Here is a 20,348-nt window from a genome sequence, read left to right as displayed (position 1 = left end):
CGAGACCGTCGGTGGGCTTCCCCTTCCATGTCTGTGAGGAGTCAGTTGTGCTGCGTCTGCAGGGCGAGATGATCCGCGGAGGAACCAGCAAGTGCTGGATCTTCGACCACCGCGGCGTGGCCGCCACGGGCGTGGACGTCGATGCCCTGCTGCTCGCCGCCTTCAACGCCGCCGACCCCCGCCAGATCGACGGCGTGGGCGGCGCTTCCTCCACCACCTCCAAGGCCGCCGTCGTACAGGCGTCGACCCAGGCCGGCGTGGATGTCGAGTACGCCTTCGCGCAGGTCGGGATCGGCGACGAGCGCGTGGAGTGGGCCAGCAACTGCGGCAACTGCGCCACCGCCGTGGCCCTGTACGCCGTCCACCACGATCTCGTGCCGATCGCGTCGGACACCACCACCGTCCGCATGCTCAACGTCAACACCGGGGCCCGCCTCACCGGCACGATCCCCACCCCCGCGGGCGTGGCCCCGGAGGAGGGCACGGCCGTGGTGCCGGGTACCTCGGCGCCGGGCGTGCCGGTCCTGCTCGGGTTTCAGGACCCGGCGGGCTCGACGACCGGCCGCGCACTGCCGACCGGCCGGGCACTGGACGAGCTGACCGGCCCGGACGGTCCCGTCGAGGCATCCCTGGTGGACGCCGGCGCGCCGGCCGCGCTGTTCGAGGCCAAGGCGTTCGGCCTCGACGGCACGGAATCCCTCACCGCGTTCGCCACCGCAGTGCCCGCGCTGACACTGCTGCGCCGCCAGGCAGCGCTGGCCATGGGTCTGGCCCGCGAGGGCGATCCGGTCAGCCACGCGGTGCCGAAGGTGGGCATCGTCGCCCGGCCCGCCCCTTATCGCACCACACAGGGCATACTCGTCAACCAGGACGAGTACGACCTGGCCGTGCGCATGGTCTCCATGCACGCCCCGCACCCGGCGATCGGCCTGACCTCCGCCGTGGCCCTGGCCACGGCCGCCGCCACCCCTGGCACCCTCGCCCACCGCGTCGCCCGGCAGACCGCCGACGGCACGCTGCGCCTGGGCACCCCCGCCGGCGTGGTCACCACCCAAGCCGTCCCCGCACCGGACGGCGCGTCCCCCACGGTGCTCCTGCACCGCGCCGCCCGGCGTATCGCCCGAGCCGAACTCCTCGTTCCCGTCCTGGAAGGACGCCCCGCATGAGCCGCAACGACGCCGCCCCGGGTACCGTCACCGCACCACCGGGCCGCATCCGCCGGATGCTGTCCCACCTCTACATCCAGTGCCTGATCGCCGTCCTCCTCGGCGCCGCCGTGGGCGGGCTGTGGCCGTCCGTCGGCGCTGACCTCAAGCCGCTCGGCGACGGCTTCATCGCGCTGGTGAAGATGTTCATCGCGCCGATCATCTTCTGCACGGTCGTCCACGGCATCGCCTCCATGGGCAACGCCCGCGCGGTCGGCCGCGTGAGCCTGAAGGCTCTGGTCTACTTCGAGGTGCTGACCACCGTGGCCATGGTGATCGGCCTGGTCGTCGTCAACGTTGTCAAGCCGGGCAGCGGTCTGCACGTCGACCTCTCGACCCTGTCCACCAAGGGCCTGCCGCCGGAGGCGACCGCGGCCCACGAGGGCTTCGCCGCCTTCGTCCTCGCCATCATCCCGGCCACCCTGGTCAGCGCCCTGACCGGCAACGAGATCCTGCCGGTGCTGCTGGTGTCGGTGCTGTTCGGATTCGGCCTGCACGCCAGCGGAGAGGCCGGCCTGAGCATCGCCCGGGGCATCGAGAAGTTCTCCACGGTCCTGTTCACGCTCATCCGCTGGATCATGCGGCTCGCCCCCATCGGCGCGTTCGGCTCAATGGCCTTCACCATCGGCAACTACGGCCTGGGCACCCTGCGCCATCTGGCCCTGCTGGTCGGCTCGTTCTGGCTGACCGCCCTCTTCTTCGTCCTGGTCGTCCTCGGGAGCGTGATGCGCCTGAACGGACTGCGGCTGCTGCCCTTCCTGCGCTACATCAAGGAAGAATTGCTGATCGTCCTGGGCACCTCCTCCACCGAGCCCGTCCTGCCGCGCATGATGGCCAAGCTCCAGCACGTGGGCGCCTCGAAACCGGTCGTCGGCATCACGCTGCCCGCCGGGTACTCCTTCAACCTCGACGGCACCGCCATCTACCTGACCATGGGCTCGGTCTTCCTCGCCCAGGCTCTCGGCATCGACCTCAGCCTCACCCAGCAGCTGGCCATGCTCGCCGTCATGCTGCTCACCTCCAAGGGCGCCGCAGGCGTCACCGGCTCCGGCTTCATCGCCCTGGCCGCCACCCTCAGCGCTGTCCCGCACGTCCCGGTCGCCGCCCTCGCGCTGATCTTCGGCATCGACCGGTTCATGTCCGAAGCCCGCGCCCTGACCAGCCTGGTCGGCAACGGCGTCGCCACTCTGGCCGTCGCCCGGTGGGAGGGCGAGCTGGACGAGGACCGCGCCAAGGCCGTCCTGCGCGGAGAGATCCCCTACGCCCCCACCCCCGCTCCTTCTGCGGTGACAGCCGAGCCCGATCCGAAGCAGACGCCCGCACCCGAGGCGATGCCCGAACCAACCCGCGACCCGGTCCCCGCGGCAAGCTGATATTGCGTGGGCGGGTCGGCCCAGAGCAGATGCTCCGGGCCGACCCGCCCACGTCTCAACAGGACGTCGTACTCGCCGTCCGGGCTGATCAGGAACGTCTGGCCTCCGGTACGCCCAGTCTTCCAACCGCCGATCAAGTCCGGCGAACGCCGCGCAGAACTCCCGCGGAGTCTGCCGTTTCGGTGATCAGGGATCCGCGGATTTCCCGGCGTGAGCGAGGTACCTGTCCGTACGATCCGGGCGGGAGGTGCGTCAGGTGGCCAGGGATGCGGAACCGGACCTTCATGGGCTGATCACGGCCCGCAGGGCCGAACTGGAACTGCAGGCAGAGAAGTTGAGCCAGCAGCTTCAAGAGGTGCGCGACGAGCTCGAGGAACTCACCGTCGCCGAGCGGGTCGCGCGTCGGCTGGCCGAGCGGGGCTGGCTGCGCAAGCTGGCCGACGGGAAGTTCACCGCCACGCTGTGAGGGTGGTCCAGCAACGGCATACAGCCCGGGCCGTAACGCCGATGCCCCCGGCGGCAGTTGATACATCATGTCAAAGAAAACCAGCCCCGCCGGGGGCACTGAGACGGTTGTCTACCAGTCCAGTCTGCAGCTGTCCACGGCCACCCTGACCTTCCTCGGCGACCTGCTCCGCGGCCATCTGAAGAAGATCCGCTCCCGGTGGCGCAAGCTGCCGGCAGGGAAGATAGCCACGATCGCCCTCGCAGTTCTCCGCCATGACCAGCGGCTTGCCGACATGGCGGGCGGCAACCACATCTCCGCCACGACGGTGCGTCGTTGGGTCCTGGAGGTGATCGAACTGCTTGCCGCGCGGGCCCAGCGCCTGGAGCGCGCGCTGAAGAAAGTCATCCGAACGGGTGGCCACGTCGTCCTGATCGACGGCACGCTGATCCGCACCCGGCGCCGCACCGGAGCGGACAACCGCCGCAACTACAGCGGCAAACACAAGGCCCACGGCCTGCTCTTCCTCGCCCTCACCGACGACAAGGGCCGACTGCTGTGGCTGTCCGCGGCCCGCCCGGGACGCTCCTCGGAGATCACCACCGCCCGTTACAACAAGATCGTCGAGCGCCTGCGGGCCGTCGAGCTGGGTGCCATCGGTGACCTCGGCTTCGTCGGCCTGGACGACGACCCGGACAACCCCGTGGTCATCACCGGCTACAAAGCCGCCCGCACCAAGCCACTCATCCCTGCGAAGAAGCAGGTCAATAAGCTGATCGCGTCTGTCCGCGCGGTCTGCGAGCACGCCTTCGCGCACCTGAAGAACTGGCGAATCCTCACCAAGCTCCGCCTGCACGTCCGTCACGCCACCACGCTCCTTCGCGCCCTGCTCGTACTGACCAACATCGAGATCGCGCGTTGACAGACGATCTTGACGCCAGACAACCGCCCCCGACCAGCGCGAGTACACAACCCACCCCACACACCAGCCCCGTGACCAGCGAATTCAAGATGATGGATGTTCATTGAGCATTTTCAGCGTGGCCACTGATCGGGTGACGGTGGCAGGGTGAGAACGAGGTCCGCAACGGACAGGGCTTCCATGCCGTTGAGCTGTCCGGCAGAGCGCTGAGGGTGTTCAGCGCTACGGCAGCGTGCGGGGCCAGCAGTTGCCAGGCCGACCACGTCGGTGGGTCCTCGGGTGTCGCCGGTCTCCCCGGCGGCTTCTGCTGCGGCCTTCAGCAGGCGGGCGGCCAGTTCCGTAAAAGCCGGCAGGTCCGGGCCAGGTGCCGGGCGGCTGATGTCGCGTACCAGCGGGTGCAGCCGCGCGACCGGCAGCGCGTCCAGCCCGGCCGCGTAGTGCCAAGTCAGCTTGGCACTTCCTCCCGTCGCCGGTCATCGCCGGCTGTGGCGGGGATGGCGTTGTCGATGAGGACGGCGGCGATGGCGGCGGCGGTGGGGAAGGCGTCGGCGTTGAGGACCCGGGTGCGGGCCGCGGCGCCGTCGAGGAGCAGCGCGAGCTGCTCGCCGAGTTGTTCAGGGTCGGCGGCGCCGGCTTCGCGGGCGGTGTCGGCGAGCCGCGCGGCGACGGCTTTCTTGTAGTCGCGTGCGTACTGGGATGCGGGGTGCTGGGGGTCGTGGAGTTCGACGGCGGCGGCGATGTAGGGGCACAGGGGAGTGGTGGGGGGGATGTCGAAGGCGGCGAGGAGCCGTTCGCGGGGCGTGAGGTCGGTGCGGTCGAACACGCCGGACAGAACGGAGGGGTCGAACCGGCGCAGGTACTCGGCGACGAGTTCGTCCTTGCCGGTGAAGTGCTGGTAGGCCGTGCGCTTGGACACCTCGGCCGCCGCGCAGAGCTGGTCCATGCCGGTGCGGTTGATGCCCTGCTCGCGGAACAGCTGCTGGGACGCGCTGAGGATGCGCTCGCGGGCGCCCCGGCCGCGGCGGCGGCCCGTGGGGCCCTTCTCCAACTCCGTCATGGGTCCATGGTACCCCGGCCGGGTAACGACCGGTGTACATAGTTTGCGCCCCGGTCGCCCGGCCCGTACGGTACGTACACAGGGCGGTGTACATAACACCGTCGTCCCAGGTGCGCACGGCACCACCGACCCAAGGGAGCGACTATGGGAAAGCTCGACGGCAAGGTAGCGGTCATCACCGGCGGCACCACCGGCATGGCGCTGGCCGGCGCGAAGCTGTTCGTCGACGAGGGAGCGCACGTCTTCATCACCGGCCGCCGCCAGGACGCCCTGGACGAGGCCGTGAAGCAGATCGGCCGCAACGTCACCGGCGTCCAGGGCGACGCCGCCGACCTGGACGACCTGGACCGCCTGTACGACACCGTCAAGCGGGAGAAGGGCAGCCTTGACGTGCTGTGGGCCAGCGCCGGCGGCGGCGAGCCTGCCCGGCTCGGCGAGATCACCGAGGCCCAGTTCGACACCTGGTTCGGGCTCAACGCCCGCGGCACCCTGTTCACCGTCCAGAAGGCCCTTCCGCTCTTCAACGACGGCGGTTCCATCCTCATGACCGGCTCCAACGCCTCCCTCGGCGCCTTCCCCGGCTGGAGCGTCTACGCCGGCAGCAAGGCCGTCCAGCAGGCCTGGGCCCGCATCTGGCTCAACGAGCTCAAGGACCGCCGCATCCGCGTCAACGTCCTGACCCCCGGCCAGGTCGCCACCGCCAAGCAGGAAGAACTCTTCGACGAGGCCACCAAGCGCCAGTTCGAGTCCCTCATCCCTCGCGGCCAGATGGGCCGCCCCGACGAAATCGCCACCGCCGCCCTCTTCCTCGCCTCCGACGACTCCAGCTACGTCAACGGCATGGAACTGGTCGCCGACGGCGGCACCACCGCCATTTGAACCGGACAACACACAACCAGGGCAGGACATCTCATGAGCAACATCAGCATCATCGGCACCGGAAACATGGCCCGCACCATCGGCGCGCGGGCGATAGCGGGCGGCAACACCGTCGAGGTCATGGGCCGCGATCAGTCCAAGGCCGCTGACCTGGCCAAGGCTCTCGGCGACGGCGTCACGACCGGAGAATGGGGCACCGCCCCGGCCGGGGACATCGTCATCGTGGCCCTGTTGTACAACGGTGTCGTGCCGGCCGTCGCCCAGTACGGAGACGCTCTCGCGGGCAAGGTCATCGTCGACATCAGCAATCCCTTCAATTCCGCGTTCGACGGGCTGGCCCACCGCGAGGAGACCTCGATCGCGCAGGAAGTTGCCAAAGCGGCCCCGGCCAGCGCCAGCGTGGTGAAGGCGTTCAACACCATCTTCCGCCATGTCCTGGCGAAAGGCCGGCCCGACGTCTTCATCGCTGGCGACAATGCGCAGGCCAAGGCAAGTGTGGAGGCGTTCATCGAGAGCCTCGGGCTGCGCCCGCTGGACGTCGGCGGCCTGAAAATGGCGCACTGGCTGGAAGGAGCGGGCGTGGTCACGGTAGGCCTCGCCAACCATGGGGTGGGGAACTTGGACTTCGCCCTCAGCATCACCGAACTTCCTGTCTGAGCAAACGGTTGATGGCGCCTTTTCAGAGCGGCCACCGATCGGGGGGACGGAGCTGGCGTGAGCCGGGGCGCAAGGGCTCCCGTGCTGTTGAGGGAGGTGTTCGAAGTCTCAACTCAGCAGCACAGGAGCCCTGTTGGTTCCCCATCCTGCCGCAATCGACCTCCCACACGCCTTGGTCGAGTGGGTCACGATGCTCATCGTCACCCATGAGGGTGACCGGCGGTACAAACTCCCGCCGCATTCCCGTGCGTTGGTCACACTCGTGTACCTGCGCCGCCACGACACCCTCGCGAGGATCGCCACGGCCTTCGGGATATCCGTCGGCACCGCCCACGCCTACGTCACCACCGTCACCGGCCTGCTCGCCGACCGGGCCCCGGGCCTGCTGAAGACGCTGCGCGACCAAGTGACCGTCTCCAGGGCCGGGCACCGCTGGTACGCCTCGGTGCTGTGCAAGGTCACCGCGGAGTTGCCGGAGCGGCCGACGCGGCGGCAGCAGGAGCGCGGCCGCGTCGGCGTCGACCTGGGCGTCAAACACCTCGCAGTCCTCTCCCAGCCCCTCGAATCCGGCGACTCGACCACGGCGTTCGTCGCCAACCCTCGGCACGTGCGCCAAGCCGAGCACCGGGTCTCCAAGGCCCAGCGGGCCCTGGCCCGTACTGAGAAGGGATCGGCGCGGCGGGAGAAAGCGCGGCGGAGGGTGGGCCGGCTGCACCACGAGGTGACCGTGCGCCGCAGCACCGTGCTGCACGCCCTGACCAAGCAGCTCGCCACCCGCTTCGCCGACATCGCCATCGAGGACCTCAACGTCGCCGGGATGACCCGCACCGCACGTGGCACCCTCGACAAGCCCGGCCGCCGCGTCAAGCAGAAGGCCGGCCTCAACCGGTCCATCCTGGACGCCTCACCCGGCGAGCTCCGCCGCCAGCTCACCTACAAGACTCGCTGGTACGGCTCCACCCTCGCGGTCCTGGACCGCTGGTGGCCGTCCAGCAAGACCTGCTCCGCCTGCGGATGGCAAAACCCAAGCCTCACGCTCGCGGACAGGACGTTCCACTGCACCAACTGCACCCTCACGATCGACCGGGACCTCAACGCCGCGCGGAACATCGCCCGCCACGCCGTCCCCGTCGACCGGCCTGTCGCCCCTGGTAGAGGGGAGACACAAAACGCCCGCGGAGCCCCCGTAAGACCGCCCAGCCCACCGGCCGGGCGGCAGGAGGCGATGAAACGGGAAGACACTGGCCCACCCGGGCCGGTGCCACCTCAGCGGAGCGAGCCGCTGACGCTCTTCACACTCAACGACCTCGGACACGAAACGGCAAACCGACCATAGAGTCGCAGGCCAAACAGTGTCCGAGCCGTACCCGCGGAGAGCGACCGGCCCCCGTCGAGGCGTTGATGCCGCTGCGGCTGTCCGAGCCGTACCCGCGGAGAGCGACCGAGGGCATGACGAAGGGCCTCTTTGGCACTGCGGTCCGAGCCGTACACGCGGAGAGCTACGTCCCGCCGGCTTCCGGGCTGTTGCTTGGGCAAGCAGCACCTTGAGTCTTGTGTGACCACCCGGGCGGGCTCGTGCGCGCCGATGGCACGCAGGCGATAACCCGCGTCGGTGACGCGGCCGTGGTAACGCCTGTGCGCCTTCGCGCCTGCACCCCGCGCGGTAGTGCGACAGCCCGGTAGGGCAGCATCTGCTCAGCTGCCGCCTGACCTGAGGGGTCACCATGCGTTCCGTCCGCTGTACCGCGTCGACCGTGCTGCTCGCCACGGTGTTCCTGGCGGGCTGCTCATCCGTCTCGCTCGGCACCTCCGACTCGTCCTCAAGCAGCTCCCCGGCGCCGGGGCCTTCGGGCACGAGCGCCCAGGGCGGAGGCTCGGGGCTGGCGATCGCGGTGGGGGCGGGCCCGCAGAAGACGTACACCGTGCAGAGGCAGCCTGCGGCAGGCAGCTGTCACTACCGGTATGAGAAGGGCGAACCGCTGGAGGACCCGAAGTGCACGCCGGGCGCGATCTCCCTGGCGGTCACCCAGTCGAACCTGGCGTCGACGATCTGCCGCAAGGGCGGCTATACCTCCAGCATCCGTCCCTCGACGTCGGTCACCGGCAAGGAGAAGGAGCTGAACGCCGCCTCCTACGGCTTCACCGGCAGCATGCGGGATGCCGAGTATGACCATCTGTTATCCGGCGTTGCAGCGACAGCGTGCCTTGTTTGACCTTGTCAGCCGTCAGCGGCATGCCGCTGACGTGAGGTCAGCGATCCGCCGCGTCCGCCTGTCGGCTCGTGTTCGGTGCCAGGTGGCTGCGGAAGAAGTCGGTGGCTGCGGCCGAGGCTTGAGCGAACTCGGTGGTGTACGGGCTGAAGTGCCCGCCGGAGAGCATCACCAGCTCTTTGGGATGCAGCGCCCGGTTGTAGGCGGCGAGAGCGGTGTCGGTGAGGCTGACGGTGTCCTGCTTCCCGACGATCATCAGCAGCGGGGTGGGGGAGACGCGGTCGACGAACGTGCCCGGCTCGTACATACGCGCCTTGCGGGTGGAGCGGACGGTGATGGAGTTGTCCCAGCGGGTGCCCTCGGGGAGCTCCTGGAGGTAGTAATTGACGGCGTCCGGAGCCCGGTAGGAGGCGGCGACGGCTGGGTCGGCGCTGACCAGGGCCTGGGTGTGCGGTGGTTCACCGGCCAGTTGGGCGCGTTCGTCGGCGTCGAGGGCGGCTTCCAGGGCGGGGAGGTTGTCGGGGGCGACGCGGCGCCTGGACTGTTCGAAGCCGCTGATGGTGGGTACCTGGGCGACGACGGCCTTCAGGCGGCGGTCGGTGGCGCCGAGCACGAGGGCGTGTCCGCCGGCGTAGCTGGATCCCCACAGGCCGATGCGGTCGGCGTCGACTTCGGGGCGGGCTTCCAGATAGGTGAGGGCGCGCCGCCAGTCCTCGATCTGCCGCCAGGGGTCGATGTCCTGGCGCGGGGTGCCGTCGCTGGCGCCGAAGGTGCGGTGGTCGTGGACCAGGACGGCGAAGCCGGCCCCGGTGAAGAGGTCGGCGAGGCGCAGGAGCGTCTGTTCTTTCACTGCGCCGTACCCGTGGGCCATGGTGATCGCGGGATGCGGGCCAGGTCCGTCGGGAAGAGAGAGCCTTCCGCGCAGGATCAGGCCGTCGGGGGCCGGGAACTCGACGTCGAGGTGGGTGGGCTGGCTCATGATTGCGTCTTCCGGGTCGGGGTGGAGCTGTGTCAGCGTGCAGGGACGGGCAGGAGGCGGTAGGCGTCCTGGTACGTGACTACGCGGCCGGCGGTGGGCGGCGCGAAGTGAGTGCCCAGGACGAGGGTGTTGGTGCCGGCGAGCGAGGCGAGCACTCGGCGGCGCGTGGCTTCGGCCTGCTGCGGGTCGATGTCGACGCGGGAGCCGATGGTGGGGTGGGAGAGCTGGACCGGGTGGTGGATGCAGTCGCCGGTGATCAGCGCCGTTTCCCGCTGGCTGATGAGCTCGACGGCGATATGGCCGGGGGTGTGACCGGGGGTGGGCAGCAGCCGCAGGCCGGGCGCGATCACGGCACCCTCGGGCGGGACGTCGACGAGGTCCAGCAGGCCCGCTTGCTCGACCGGCAGGACCGAGTCGCGGAACATCTCCTTGCGGGCCTCGTCCATGTCGTAGCCGGCCCAGAACTCCCGCTCGCTGCGGGAGGTGATGTAGCGGGCGTGGGGAAAGGTGGGGATCCACCGGGCGTCCACCTCCTGGGTGTTCCAGCCGACGTGGTCGGCGTGGAGGTGGGTGAGGATCACCAGGTCGACGGAGTCCGGGTGGAAGCCGCCGGCTGTGAGGCGCTCCAGGAAGTCGGTCTGTAGGTTGTGCCAGGCCGGGTTGGCCCGCTGCTTGCCGTTGCCGATACCGGTGTCGACGAGGACGCGCAGCCCGCCGACGACAAACGCGAAGCTGTGGCTGTCGATGTGCAGGATGCCTTCGTCGTCGGCGAAGTGGGGGCGCAGCCAGTCCTGGCCGGCCACAACCTCAGGAGTGGCCTCGGGCAGGAGCCATGGCCCGGTCGCCGGCGGCAGGAGGATCTCGCCGACGCGATGGACATTGAGGTCGCCCACGACCCAGGAAGGGACGGGGGTAGCGGGGGGAGGCTGCATAGCCGTCATTTCCTTTGCTCTCTTCAGCGGAGATGGTCGTCCGCGCGGTGGGTTGCCGCTGCTGGCCGACCGCCACGCCGCAGTCGCCGACCACATCCACTCAGTTCTTATCGGGCATGACCTCCTCCTTGGAGGAGTCAGGCGACGGCACGGCCCGCGGGGACGTCGTACGCGTTGAGCAGGGTGCCGAGCGCCACGTAGTGGATGACGATGAACACCACGGTGTCGAAGCCCGGCTGGCCGAGCCGGGCGACGTCGGCGGCGAGCAGTTCGTCCTCGCTTAGGCCGGCCGGGCGGGCGTGCGTCGGCGCTCAGCGCCGCCACCTGATCCGGGCGCAGGCCCGCCCGCGCGGCCCGCGGGATCGAGGTCAGGCGGCGAGCAGGGTGTCGAGCCAGTCGAAGGTGCGCTGGTGGAACAGGAACATCGCGCCCTCGTGGCAGTGCTCGCCTGCGCCTTCGTCCTCACGGAAGGTGATCAGCTCCTTCTTGCAGGTCAGCTCGGCGAACAGCTGCTGCGGCTGCCCCTTGAAGAACTGGTCGTTCTCGGCATCGAGAACGAGCGTCGGGCAGGTGATGCGGTCGGCGATACCCGCCATGGTGTACGCCTCGGTCGCCTTGACCATCTCGTCGAGACCGGACACGCCGAGGGTCCAGCGGCCGTTGCGCACGATCCACCGCACCTGGGTGTTGTGCGCCATCAACACCTCGATGCCGCCGGGCATCGAGGCTGCACGGTCGGCGAGTGCGGCGACGACTTCGTGGAAGTCCCAGGTGCCGTCGTGCAGCACGCACGCGGCGAGGCGGTGCTCGAAGGCGGCCGCCCGCGCGGCGAGGTAGCCGCCGAGGCTCGTGCCGACCAGCACGAGCCGCTCGGCATCCACCTCGGGCACGGTGAGCGCGAAGTCGACGACCGGGGTGACCACGGCCTCCCAGTCCGGCCTGAAGTGCAGGCCCTGCTCGCGGACGGTGCTGCCCTGGCCGGGGCCGTCGAACGCGATGACGTTGTAGCCGCGCCGCAGCGCGCCCGCGGCCAGTGCGAAGTAGTTCTCCTCGAGGGTGGAGTCGTACCCGCCGTGGTAGATGAGGGTCGGGCGCGGGGTGCCCGAGTCGTCGACGAGGAACAGGTAGCCGGGAAGCGTGGTGTCCTCGTACGGGATGCGCAGGGCGCGGGCCGGGGTGTCGAGCAGGGCGGCCGCGTCGGCGAACGTCTGCTGGGAGGCCTTGGCCAGCCGCGCCGACTCGGCGTCAGCGGCGGGATCCTCGCGGCGGTAGAAGTCGGCGGTCCGGTAGTAGTTGGACGCGCGCAGCAGCGCCTCCCGGGCGCTGACCCGGTGGCCGGCGGCCAGCGCGTCCCGGCCGGTGCGCTCGATGCGCGCCGCCGTCGCGGCCCACTGGGCCGACCAGGCCTCCTCATCTCCCTCCGGGATCTGCCGGCAGGTGACCAGGACCTCGCCCAGGTCGGCGCCGGCGTAGGCGGCGTAGCCCGCGGCGCGCAGTGCCTCGAAGGAGAAGGACTCGTCGTCGTAGAGGAATTTCATCGTGGGCTCCCTTCCGAGAATGGAACGGAACGGATGCGTTCCGTCTTGTTCGCAAGACTAGCACATGGAACGCCACCGTTCCGTTCGCTATGCTGGGGAGCATGACAGCGGAGCAGAAGAAGGGCCGGCCGGCGACCGGCGGGGCGGTCCTGCGACAGCGGGTGACCGAGGCGATCACCGAGGCGGCCTTCACCGAACTCGCCGAGGCCGGGTATGCACGGTTGTCGATGGAGGCGGTGGCCCGGCGTGCCGGTGTGGGCAAGGCCGCGCTCTACCGGCGATGGCCCTCGAAGCAGGCGATGATCACCGAGCTGATCCGCGACAAGGTCACCGGCACACTCCCACACACGCCGGCCACTGGCGACTTGTACACCGACCTGCGCGAACTGCTCGCGACCTTCCGCAGACAACTCGCCAATCCGCTCCTTGCCCGGATCGGGACCGAACTGCTGGCCGAGTCCAGCCGCGACGGCGCCCTCGCGGAAATGCTCTACACGGAAGTGACCGCACCGCGACGGGCGGCGGCGCGCGCGATTCTGGAAGGCGCGATTGACCACGGTGATCTTCCATCCACGTTGGATCTGGAACTCGGCACCGACCTGCTCATCGCACCGCTCGTCTTCCGCATGCTGCTCATGCAGGACCGCGGCGACGACGACTACCTGGAAACACTCACTACCGCCACCGAGGCAGCACTGAAGGCAGCCGTCCGCTAGTTGACTTGCTCCTCGGGCTTCAACCCGAGGAGCAAGTCAAGGCCAGGCGGCATGATCAGGAAAGTCGGCCCTGGAGTCCTGCTGGCTCAGACACCAGGGGACCCGTGACCCGGCGGTAGGTTGGCGGGGCCCTATGGCCGTTCGGCTTCTGCTTGGGTGCTGGCCCTGGGTGCGGTTGTAGGACTCGATGGACGGTGGCCCGGCTGACGGAGAAGAACTCGGCGATGGTGTGCTCGCGGGTGGCGTGCTCCTTGACGAGGCCGGTCCGGCCAGCACCGCGGAACTTGCCGCATGTCATTGTAATAACTACTGTTACGACTGGAACCGGAGGAGCGAGGGAGGCGGAGTCCGACGTGAGCGCCAACAGCAGACTGACCATTGCGGCGCACGCCCTGACATGGATCGGGCTGTATCAGCGGCGCGGCCACGAGGTCGCCACCTCCGAGCAGATCGCGACGAGCGTCAACACCAACCCGGTGGTGATACGCCGCCTGCTGGGCGAGATGCGCAAGGCCGGCCTGGCTGATTCACGGCGGGGGGCGGGGGCGGGCTGGATGCTCGCGCGAGACCTGGCGGCGATCACCCTGCTCGACGTCTACCAGGCGATCGAACCGGGACCGGTCTTCGCCCTGCACCGCGCGACACCGGACCCCGAGTGCGTCGTGGGCCACGGCATTGGGCCGGCGATGACCGCCGTGTACGACGAGGTGGAGGCCACCCTGCGCAGGGAACTGGCCAAGACCACGCTGGAGGACGTGCTGCGGGACGTCCTGAAAGCCGCCTGACCTCGGGCCGTCAACTTCCCCCGACCGGGGGAGATTGCATTCTGCACTCATAAATGTAACAACAATGGTTACATCAAGGAATTGGAGAGTCTCATGGGACAGCTGGACGACAAGAACGCCCTCGTCACCGGGGCCTCCAGCGGCATCGGCCTGGCGATCGCCCGCCGTTTCGCCGCCGAGGGCGCGTCCGTCTACCTGACCGGGCGCCGCAAGGCCGCGCTGGACGCCGCCGTCGCGCAGGTCGGCGCCCGCGGCATCGCCATCCAGGGCGATGCCTCGGACCTCGGCGACCTCGACCGGCTCTTCACCGAGATCGCGAACCGCAGCGGCCGCCTGGACATTGTGGTGGCCAACGCCGGGGTCGGGGACTACGGCCCGCTCGGCGCGATCACCGAGGAGGAGTACGACCGCACTGCCTCGATCAATTTCAAGGGCACGGTCTTCACTGTCCAGAAGGCGCTGCCGCTGCTGACGGCCGGCGCCTCGGTGATGCTGCTCTCCTCCAGCTCGGCCCTGCGGGCCGCCCCGGGCCTGGGCGTCTACGCCGCCACCAAGGCCGCGATCCGCAGCCTCGCCCGCACCTGGGCCGCCGAGCTGGCCGGCCGCGGAATCCGCGTCAACGCCCTCACCCCCGGCCCTGTCGAGACCCCGTGCCTGGACGAGCTCCTCGCCGCTTTCCCGCACGGCGATCGGCCCACCGCGGCCGAGCTCGCCCCGCCGACCCCGCTCGGCCGCGCCGGCCGTCCCGACGAGGTCGCCGCCACCGCCCTCTACTTGGCCGGCGATCAAAGCAGTTTCACCACCGGCGCGGAACTATTCGTCGACGGCGGCGCCACACAGTTCTAGGCGGCACATCGCCGACGCGGGACGCATTCGACGCTCCAGGGCGTCTGAGCCGCGTACTTGCGACCGTCGCCAGGGCAACGGCTCGACACAACGACACAGCAAGGAGTGAGTCATGAAGAGCCGAATTCGGGTTCGCGCTGGTCGACCTTGGCGCGCTGCGTGAAGGCGGGGCGCGCATGCGGCTCGGCGGGCCGCTGAGCGGCCAGCACTTCCTGTTCCAGGGCTCAGGCCCGACCGACACCTGATGCAAACGAAGAGACAAAGGACAAGGACGATGGCAACAGATACTCAGACCTCGCGGACCGTGGCCGAGAAGTTTGTGGAGCGCCTCGGCAGGCAGGACCCCGACGGCATCCAGGAACTGTTCGCCGAGGAGATCGACTGGCACGTCCCGGGCAGTGACGCGCTGCCCTGGACCGGGCGCCGTAGCCGCCGGGAGGAGGTCGCGCCGTACTTCACCACGATGTGGCCGCACTTCGCGCAGGGCAGGAGCAAGGTCGTGCTGGAGCGCGTCATCGTCGACGGTGGTGACGTGGTGCTGCTGGCGGTCTTCACGCACACCGTCGTGGCCAGCGGCAAGGAGTTCACCACACCGGTGGCCATGCACCTGGTGGTCGAGGGCGGCCGGATCGTTCGCATGCACCTATACGAGGACACGTTGACCGTCGCCGAGGCGTTCAACGCCGGCTGAGCGGAGGGTACTCAGGGGCCCCGCGGCCCGGGGCGGCCCGGCCGGGCATGTACGTAGAGGGTCAGCCGAGATACGGCCGAAACGGATAGCAGAACTCGCCCCCGGCCGATCGCCGCCGGTTAGCACGGTGGGGTGGTCGGCCTTCGGCGATGACTGCCGATCAGGTCCCCCAGCGTCGCCAGGCCATCGGCCGGTGTCGCCTTGTCCACCAGCGTGCCACCCGCCGGGTCTCCCGCCGCCGGCGAACTCCAACGCGACCTCCAGCGCGAACTGACCTACGCCGGGCTCCGGGCCGCCGAGGCCAAGGGCTGGTCGCCCGCCTGCAGATGACGCCCGGCCAGCTGCTGGTCGACGCGGGCTGCGGCACAGGCGGGGTCGGCCTGTGGCTGGCCCGCGCCCTGTCCGTCCGTCTGGTGGGCTTCGACCTGGCGGCCGCCGCCATCACGCAGGCCACTTCCCGCACCACCGGGTTCGTCCCCGACGACCGTGCCGTCTTCCGCGTCGCCCAGCTGGAGGCCACCGGCCTGCCCGACGGCTGCGCCCACGGAGTGGTGTGCGTGGACGCCCTCTCCTTCGCCACCGACCGGGCCCGCGCGCTGCGCGAACTCGGCCGCCTCCTGGCGCCCGGCGGCCGCCTCACCCTCACCCGAGCGGTACGTCGCGACGCCGACCTGGACTTCGAACACCACGCCCGGGCCGCCGGGCTCGTCCTGGAGCACGTCGACGAACGCCCGGACGAACCCGCAACATGGGAGAGGGTGTTCCGGCTGTGGATCCGCCACACGGAGACCCTCACGCGCGAGCTTCGGTGACGTCGAAGCGCAGAACATGCTGGCCACCGCGACCCACAGGCTTCCTCTGCTGCCCGGACGGCACGCGGTCCTGCTGACGCTGCGGCGCCCCGCGACAGACCGCTCTGGAGGTGCTGCGGCCGATACGATGACCGGGCCCGGCCACCCCGACGGCAGCCGCGTACCGGACGAGAGGACCCAGCAGTGAGCGAGCACCGCCCCGCCCGTGCGGCGGTGTTCTCCGCCGGCTCCTGGGGCACTGCCGCGGCGACCATCCTCGCCGACGCCGGCACCAGCGTCCTCCTGCACGCCCGCCGCAGCGAGATCGCCGACGCGATCAACGCCCACCATCGCAACCCGGGCTACTTCCCGGACATGGAGCTGCCCGCCACGCTCACCGCCACGACCGACCCGGCGGCCGCGCTGGACGGCGCCGACTTCCTCGTGCTCTCCGTCCCCGCGCAGTCCCTGCGCCAGTGCCTGAAGGCGTGGACGCCGCACATCCAGCCCCAGACGGTCATCGTCTCGCTCATGAAAGGCATCGAGACACACACCCATCTGCGGGCCAGCGAGATCATCCGCGAGGTGACCGGCGTGCCCGCCGAGCGGGTCGCGGTGCTCTCCGGCCCGAACCTGGCGCGGGAGATCATGGACAGGCAGCCCGCGGCCGCCACCATCGCTTGCCCCGATGAGGACAACGCCCGCCGCTTCCAAACGGCCTGCCACACCCCGTACTTCCGGCCCTACACCTCCACCGACCTGATCGGCTGCGAGATGGGCGGCTCGCTGAAGAACGTCATCGCCCTCGCCGTCGGCATCGCCACGGGTATGGGCCTGGGCCACAACGCCACGGCCCTGATCATGACGAGGGGCCTGGCGGAGAGCATGCGGCTGGCCACCGCGATGGGCGCCCAGCCCACCACCCTCTCCGGGCTGTCCGGCATGGGCGACCTGGTGGCCACCTGCTCCTCCCCGCTCTCCCGTAACCGCACCTTCGGCACCCACCTCGGCCACGGCCTGAGCGTCGACGAGGCCGCCGCCGAGACCCGGCAGACCACCGAGGGCGTCAAGAGCGCGGAGGCCATCCTCGACCTCGCTCGCGCCCACGGCGTCGACATGCCGATCACGACCGTGGTCACCGCAGTGCTGCAGGGCAAGGCCCCGCTCGATGAGGCCGCCGCCGCACTGATGCAACGGCCGCCCAAGCCCGAGTAACGGCTCTGCCACCACTTTGTCCCTCCCGTCCCGGAGGTTCCCCTGCCATGCCCGCAGACGTACTTTCTGCTGCCCAACTCACCGGCACCGTGGCCCTGGTGGCGTGGATGATCACCGGCTTCACCCGCAGGCCCGGCCGCTGGATGCGCTACCCCCTGTTCTCCCGGGCCACCTTCGTGATCGTCACCCTCACCGGCACCAAGGACGGCCAGACCGAGCCTGTCAACCCGTATGCGTTCCTCAGTCCGGGGACATTCCTACTCCCCCCGCCGCAGCTCCAGACGGTCATCAACCACCTGATCCGCACCGGCCGGTACGACCGAATCGACGGGGACGGCCGTGTCCTGTCCGTCAAGGGCGAGCAGCCGATCGAGGTGAGGGACAGCCGTGTGGTTCTTTGACGCCCTCGCGTCCGGCTTCCGCAGCCCCACGGATCCCGGACGGCTCCAGCTCTTCCGCATCGTCTACGGAACCGTCCTCGCCGCGCGGTTCGCCCTCTCCGTGGGACAGGGCGGCTGGAGGCGATTCGCACCCGGATCACTCAGCCTGAACCTCGCGCAACAGCGCTTCGGCCCCCGGCGCGGCCACCTCCTCGCCGACGTCTACCGCCCCATGCTGATCCTCCGTACGGCCGCCGCCGTCACCCTGGCTGCCGGCCTCACACCCCGGCTATCACTCCTAATGGTCCTGGCCGGGGCCGCCATGGAACTGCTCTACCTCAAGAGCCCCAGCGCCGTACGGTTCACGCTCCTGACCGGCGCGTGCCTCTTGGCCGCCGGAGACCTCGGCCACGGCCTGACCATCAATCACCACCCCAGCACGGCCAACACCTGGGCACAGGCCCTCCTGGTGCTCATCACCACCGACCTCTACTGGAACAGTGCCTTCCAGAAGCTCCGCTCCCGCCAGTTCCGCACCGGCCTCTTCCTCGCGCAGTGGATGCACGCCTACACCCAGCTCAAGGACCAGCTCCCCTACCGCCGCCAGCACGCCATCCCCGGCTTCGTCCACCGACACACAGGCAACCTCACCACCCGCGACATCCGCCTGTGGCACCTGACCGCGGTCACCGTCATCACCGCCGAGATCGCCCTGCCCATCGTGCTGCTCATCCCGGCGGCCACGCCGTACGCCGTCGCCGCCGGCTCAGGGATGCACATGGCGTTCACCCTCCTCAAACCGCGCCAGCTCCTAACGTTCTCGGGACTCGCGGTTGGCTCCTACACAGCCTTTGTCGCCTGACTCATCCGCCCAATCGAATCGCAGCTCTGGGCCGGCCGGACCGGCACCCGGACCGCTCCATCGCGCACGAAGGTGCCGGCGCCGCACCCCTGCGCACCTGGTGGGAGCACCTCACCCCGCACCCTGCTCGTTTGCCGGGATGACACCGCCATACGCCCACGACCCGAAAGCGAGAGACGCACCCGATGACCGCCGCCCGCACCCCTCACGAGCTGTTCATCTCGACCGCGCCCTATTACGCGCGCTTCCGCCGCGGCTACGACCCCGCCCTGTACGACATGCTCGCCGCGCGGTTCGCTCTCGACGGCACCCAGCGCATCCTGGACCTGGGCACCGGCACCGGCGTGCTCGCCCTCCCCATGGCCCGGGTCGTCGGCCACGTCACCGCCGTCGACCCCGAGCCCGGCATGCTCGACGAGGGCCGCAAACTCGCCGCCGAGCAGGACCTCACCAACATCGACTGGGGCGAAGGCGACTCCACCACCCTGCCCGGCATGGACCTGGACCCGGTGCTGCTGACCGTGATGGGCGCGGCCTTCCACTGGATGGACCGCGACCAGACCTTGCGCGACCTCGACCAGCTCATCGCCCCGGACGGCGCCGTCGTCCTCGCCTCCGGCGGAGCACCCGGCGACGTCGAGCCCGCCCCCTGGCTCCAGATCATCGCCGACGTCCGCGCCCACTACCTCGGCCCCGAGCGCCGGGCTGGCTCCGGCACCTACTCCCACCCCAAGGAGCGCCACGGACGTGCTGGCCCGCTCCCCGTTCTCCAACATCGATACCGCCCGCTGGGACCGCACGGTCACCCGCACCCTGGACCAGGTCGTCGGCCTGCAGTTCTCCTACAGCTACTCCAGCCCCGCCCAACTCGGTGATCAGAAGGACGCCTTCGAGCGCGACATGCGCCGCGCCCTGACGGAATTCAGCCCGACAGGCACATTCGACGAGCTCGTACGGACGGAAGCCATCGTCGCCACCCGTCCCTGACAGCCCGCCCGGAGCACCCACACTGGAGGGCATGACGACCTCCACCCCGCCGCTGAGAGAAGCCGCCCGCGCCATCGTCCTCGACGCCGACGACCGCGTCCTGCTACTGCGCTACGACGAGAACGGCGGCTTCTGGGCGACGCCCGGCGGCTTGCTGGAGGAGGGGGAGGACTACACCGAGGCGATGCTCCGCGAAGTGGGAGAAGAGCTCGGCGTCGACGAGAAGGCAGTCGAGCTCGGGCCCCAACTCGCGGAGCGGAGCAAGAATCACTTGGTCGGCGGCCACGAAGTCCGCCAGGTCGAGAAGTACTTCCTCATCCGGGTCTCGGCGGACGACGTTGACCCGACCCGGGCCACGCAGCCCGACAACATCCGCGAGCATTGCTGGTGGACCATCACCGAATTGCGGGCCACGGATGAGACTGTCTACCCCGTAGGCCTCGCTGATCTGGTTGCCGCCGTCGCCGAAGGGCGTGTCCCGAAGCGGCCCATCGTCCTGTCCTGAGAAGCTGTGTCTGAACCCGGGTCCTGAGTAGCCTTGAGCCCTACGCTGGCGTGGTGTCGGAGGGCGCCGGGCGGCCGGTGGAACGGGATTGCCGGGCTTGTGGTGATCGGCTGAGGCCGGGGGCACGGCCCGATGCCGTGTTTCCTCGGCAACGCGGACGAGGGCAAAGCACGCCCTCCCCCCAGCCGGCAGCCAGGCAGGCTGCCCCTCGGGTATGTCGTGAGTCTCTGGATGTGGGGCTCCTACACCGTGCCGCACGACCCGCCCCGGTCCGGCGAGGCCGCGATCGAGCCTGTGAGGGCTTCCGGCGGCGCGCGGGCGTGCGCACGGTAACTGTGCCGAAGTACGGCCTCATCGACGCCCCCTGATCCCC

Annotated in this window: 24 protein-coding genes and 1 pseudogene; 21 read left to right on the top strand and 4 right to left on the bottom strand. The window is 69.7% G+C overall.

Going from position 1 to position 20,348, the window contains the following annotated elements:
• Positions 1–47 precede the first annotated feature (47 nt).
• From ACZ4RZ_RS39590 to ACZ4RZ_RS39575, 4 genes are all read left to right on the top strand, one after another.
• Complete coding sequence (locus ACZ4RZ_RS39590) at positions 48–1,166, top strand: PrpF domain-containing protein (RefSeq protein ID WP_467752128.1); 1,119 nt, start codon at positions 48–50, stop codon at positions 1,164–1,166.
• The gene (dctA, locus tag ACZ4RZ_RS39585; RefSeq protein WP_467752126.1) at positions 1,163–2,578 is read left to right on the top strand and encodes a C4-dicarboxylate transporter DctA; all 1,416 of its coding nucleotides are present in this window, start codon (positions 1,163–1,165) and stop codon (positions 2,576–2,578) included. The genes ACZ4RZ_RS39590 and dctA overlap by 4 nt, the downstream gene beginning before the upstream one ends.
• Positions 2,579–2,834: 256 nt before the next feature.
• Entirely contained in the window at positions 2,835–3,044 is a 210-nt protein-coding gene (locus ACZ4RZ_RS39580; protein ID WP_467752124.1) for a hypothetical protein, read from the top strand.
• Between the two features lie 67 nt (positions 3,045–3,111).
• Positions 3,112–3,945, top strand: a complete 834-nt coding sequence (locus ACZ4RZ_RS39575; protein WP_467752122.1) for a transposase family protein — start codon at positions 3,112–3,114, stop codon at positions 3,943–3,945.
• A gap of 445 nt (positions 3,946–4,390) precedes the next feature.
• Here ACZ4RZ_RS39575 and ACZ4RZ_RS39570 read toward each other — a convergent pair whose 3' ends face one another.
• Positions 4,391–5,002 carry a TetR/AcrR family transcriptional regulator gene (locus ACZ4RZ_RS39570; RefSeq protein WP_467696902.1) on the bottom strand — a complete coding sequence of 204 codons (612 nt, stop codon included), beginning with the start codon at positions 5,000–5,002 and terminating at the stop codon, positions 4,391–4,393.
• 144 nt (positions 5,003–5,146) lie between these two features.
• Between ACZ4RZ_RS39570 and ACZ4RZ_RS39565 the strand changes: the two genes are divergently transcribed.
• The 5 genes and pseudogenes from ACZ4RZ_RS39565 (at position 5,147) to ACZ4RZ_RS39545 (ending at position 8,751) form a co-directional block, all read left to right on the top strand.
• A complete protein-coding gene (locus tag ACZ4RZ_RS39565; protein ID WP_467752120.1) occupies positions 5,147–5,881 on the top strand; it encodes an SDR family NAD(P)-dependent oxidoreductase in 735 nt (244 codons plus the stop codon).
• Between the two features lie 33 nt (positions 5,882–5,914).
• Positions 5,915–6,538: an NADPH-dependent F420 reductase gene (locus tag ACZ4RZ_RS39560; RefSeq protein WP_467752118.1), complete on the top strand. Its 624-nt coding sequence runs from the start codon at positions 5,915–5,917 to the stop codon at positions 6,536–6,538.
• A gap of 133 nt (positions 6,539–6,671) precedes the next feature.
• Positions 6,672–6,944: pseudogene (locus ACZ4RZ_RS39555) on the top strand (helix-turn-helix domain-containing protein); the annotation flags it as partial.
• Complete coding sequence (locus ACZ4RZ_RS39550; protein ID WP_467752222.1) at positions 6,945–7,874, top strand: RNA-guided endonuclease InsQ/TnpB family protein; 930 nt, start codon at positions 6,945–6,947, stop codon at positions 7,872–7,874.
• Positions 7,875–8,292: 418 nt separating this feature from the next.
• Entirely contained in the window at positions 8,293–8,751 is a 459-nt protein-coding gene (locus tag ACZ4RZ_RS39545; protein WP_467752116.1) for a hypothetical protein, read from the top strand.
• Positions 8,752–8,788: 37 nt separating this feature from the next.
• On the opposite strand, the gene ACZ4RZ_RS39540 is transcribed toward ACZ4RZ_RS39545, so the two are convergent.
• Both ACZ4RZ_RS39540 and ACZ4RZ_RS39535 read right to left on the bottom strand, forming a co-directional pair.
• Positions 8,789–9,727, bottom strand: a complete 939-nt coding sequence (locus ACZ4RZ_RS39540; RefSeq protein ID WP_467752114.1) for an alpha/beta hydrolase — start codon at positions 9,725–9,727, stop codon at positions 8,789–8,791.
• Between the two features lie 32 nt (positions 9,728–9,759).
• Positions 9,760–10,659, bottom strand: a complete 900-nt coding sequence (locus tag ACZ4RZ_RS39535; protein WP_467752112.1) for an MBL fold metallo-hydrolase — start codon at positions 10,657–10,659, stop codon at positions 9,760–9,762.
• A gap of 116 nt (positions 10,660–10,775) precedes the next feature.
• On the opposite strand from ACZ4RZ_RS39535, the gene ACZ4RZ_RS39530 reads away from it, so the two are divergent.
• A complete protein-coding gene (locus tag ACZ4RZ_RS39530; protein ID WP_467752110.1) occupies positions 10,776–10,943 on the top strand; it encodes a hypothetical protein in 168 nt (55 codons plus the stop codon).
• Positions 10,944–11,027: 84 nt separating this feature from the next.
• Here the strand turns inward: ACZ4RZ_RS39530 and ACZ4RZ_RS39525 are convergent, their stop codons facing one another.
• The gene (locus tag ACZ4RZ_RS39525; RefSeq protein WP_467752108.1) at positions 11,028–12,197 is read right to left on the bottom strand and encodes an alpha/beta hydrolase family protein; all 1,170 of its coding nucleotides are present in this window, start codon (positions 12,195–12,197) and stop codon (positions 11,028–11,030) included.
• A gap of 101 nt (positions 12,198–12,298) precedes the next feature.
• Here ACZ4RZ_RS39525 and ACZ4RZ_RS39520 point away from each other — a divergent pair, with 101 nt between their 5' ends.
• From ACZ4RZ_RS39520 to ACZ4RZ_RS39470, 11 genes are all read left to right on the top strand, one after another.
• Positions 12,299–12,913 (top strand): TetR/AcrR family transcriptional regulator, encoded by a 615-nt coding sequence (locus ACZ4RZ_RS39520; RefSeq protein ID WP_467752106.1) that lies wholly within the window; start codon positions 12,299–12,301, stop codon positions 12,911–12,913.
• 353 nt (positions 12,914–13,266) lie between these two features.
• Complete coding sequence (locus ACZ4RZ_RS39515) at positions 13,267–13,698, top strand: Rrf2 family transcriptional regulator (protein ID WP_467752105.1); 432 nt, start codon at positions 13,267–13,269, stop codon at positions 13,696–13,698.
• Positions 13,699–13,791: 93 nt separating this feature from the next.
• Positions 13,792–14,544, top strand: coding sequence for an SDR family NAD(P)-dependent oxidoreductase (locus ACZ4RZ_RS39510; protein WP_467752103.1), 753 nt, complete (start codon positions 13,792–13,794; stop codon positions 14,542–14,544).
• Between the two features lie 274 nt (positions 14,545–14,818).
• Complete coding sequence (locus ACZ4RZ_RS39505; protein ID WP_467752102.1) at positions 14,819–15,235, top strand: nuclear transport factor 2 family protein; 417 nt, start codon at positions 14,819–14,821, stop codon at positions 15,233–15,235.
• A 201-nt stretch (positions 15,236–15,436) separates the two neighbouring features.
• Positions 15,437–15,565 (top strand): hypothetical protein, encoded by a 129-nt coding sequence (locus ACZ4RZ_RS39500; protein WP_467752100.1) that lies wholly within the window; start codon positions 15,437–15,439, stop codon positions 15,563–15,565.
• Positions 15,562–16,047, top strand: coding sequence for a class I SAM-dependent methyltransferase (locus ACZ4RZ_RS39495; protein WP_467752099.1), 486 nt, complete (start codon positions 15,562–15,564; stop codon positions 16,045–16,047). Before ACZ4RZ_RS39500 ends, ACZ4RZ_RS39495 begins: the two co-directional genes overlap by 4 nt.
• A gap of 183 nt (positions 16,048–16,230) precedes the next feature.
• Positions 16,231–17,241 carry an NAD(P)H-dependent glycerol-3-phosphate dehydrogenase gene (locus tag ACZ4RZ_RS39490; protein WP_467752097.1) on the top strand — a complete coding sequence of 337 codons (1,011 nt, stop codon included), beginning with the start codon at positions 16,231–16,233 and terminating at the stop codon, positions 17,239–17,241.
• 47 nt (positions 17,242–17,288) lie between these two features.
• Complete coding sequence (locus tag ACZ4RZ_RS39485; RefSeq protein WP_467752095.1) at positions 17,289–17,642, top strand: hypothetical protein; 354 nt, start codon at positions 17,289–17,291, stop codon at positions 17,640–17,642.
• Positions 17,629–18,483, top strand: coding sequence for a hypothetical protein (locus tag ACZ4RZ_RS39480; RefSeq protein WP_467752093.1), 855 nt, complete (start codon positions 17,629–17,631; stop codon positions 18,481–18,483). The genes ACZ4RZ_RS39485 and ACZ4RZ_RS39480 overlap by 14 nt, the downstream gene beginning before the upstream one ends.
• A gap of 185 nt (positions 18,484–18,668) precedes the next feature.
• The gene (locus ACZ4RZ_RS39475; protein ID WP_467752091.1) at positions 18,669–19,358 is read left to right on the top strand and encodes a class I SAM-dependent methyltransferase; all 690 of its coding nucleotides are present in this window, start codon (positions 18,669–18,671) and stop codon (positions 19,356–19,358) included.
• Between the two features lie 143 nt (positions 19,359–19,501).
• Positions 19,502–19,975, top strand: a complete 474-nt coding sequence (locus ACZ4RZ_RS39470) for an NUDIX hydrolase (RefSeq protein ID WP_467752090.1) — start codon at positions 19,502–19,504, stop codon at positions 19,973–19,975.
• Positions 19,976–20,348: the final 373 nt, after the last annotated feature.

This window comes from Streptomyces sp. NPDC027189 (genome assembly GCF_055566975.1).
The sequence above is the reverse complement of the archived record's forward strand: the minus strand, read 5'-3'. Positions and strand labels throughout refer to the sequence as shown.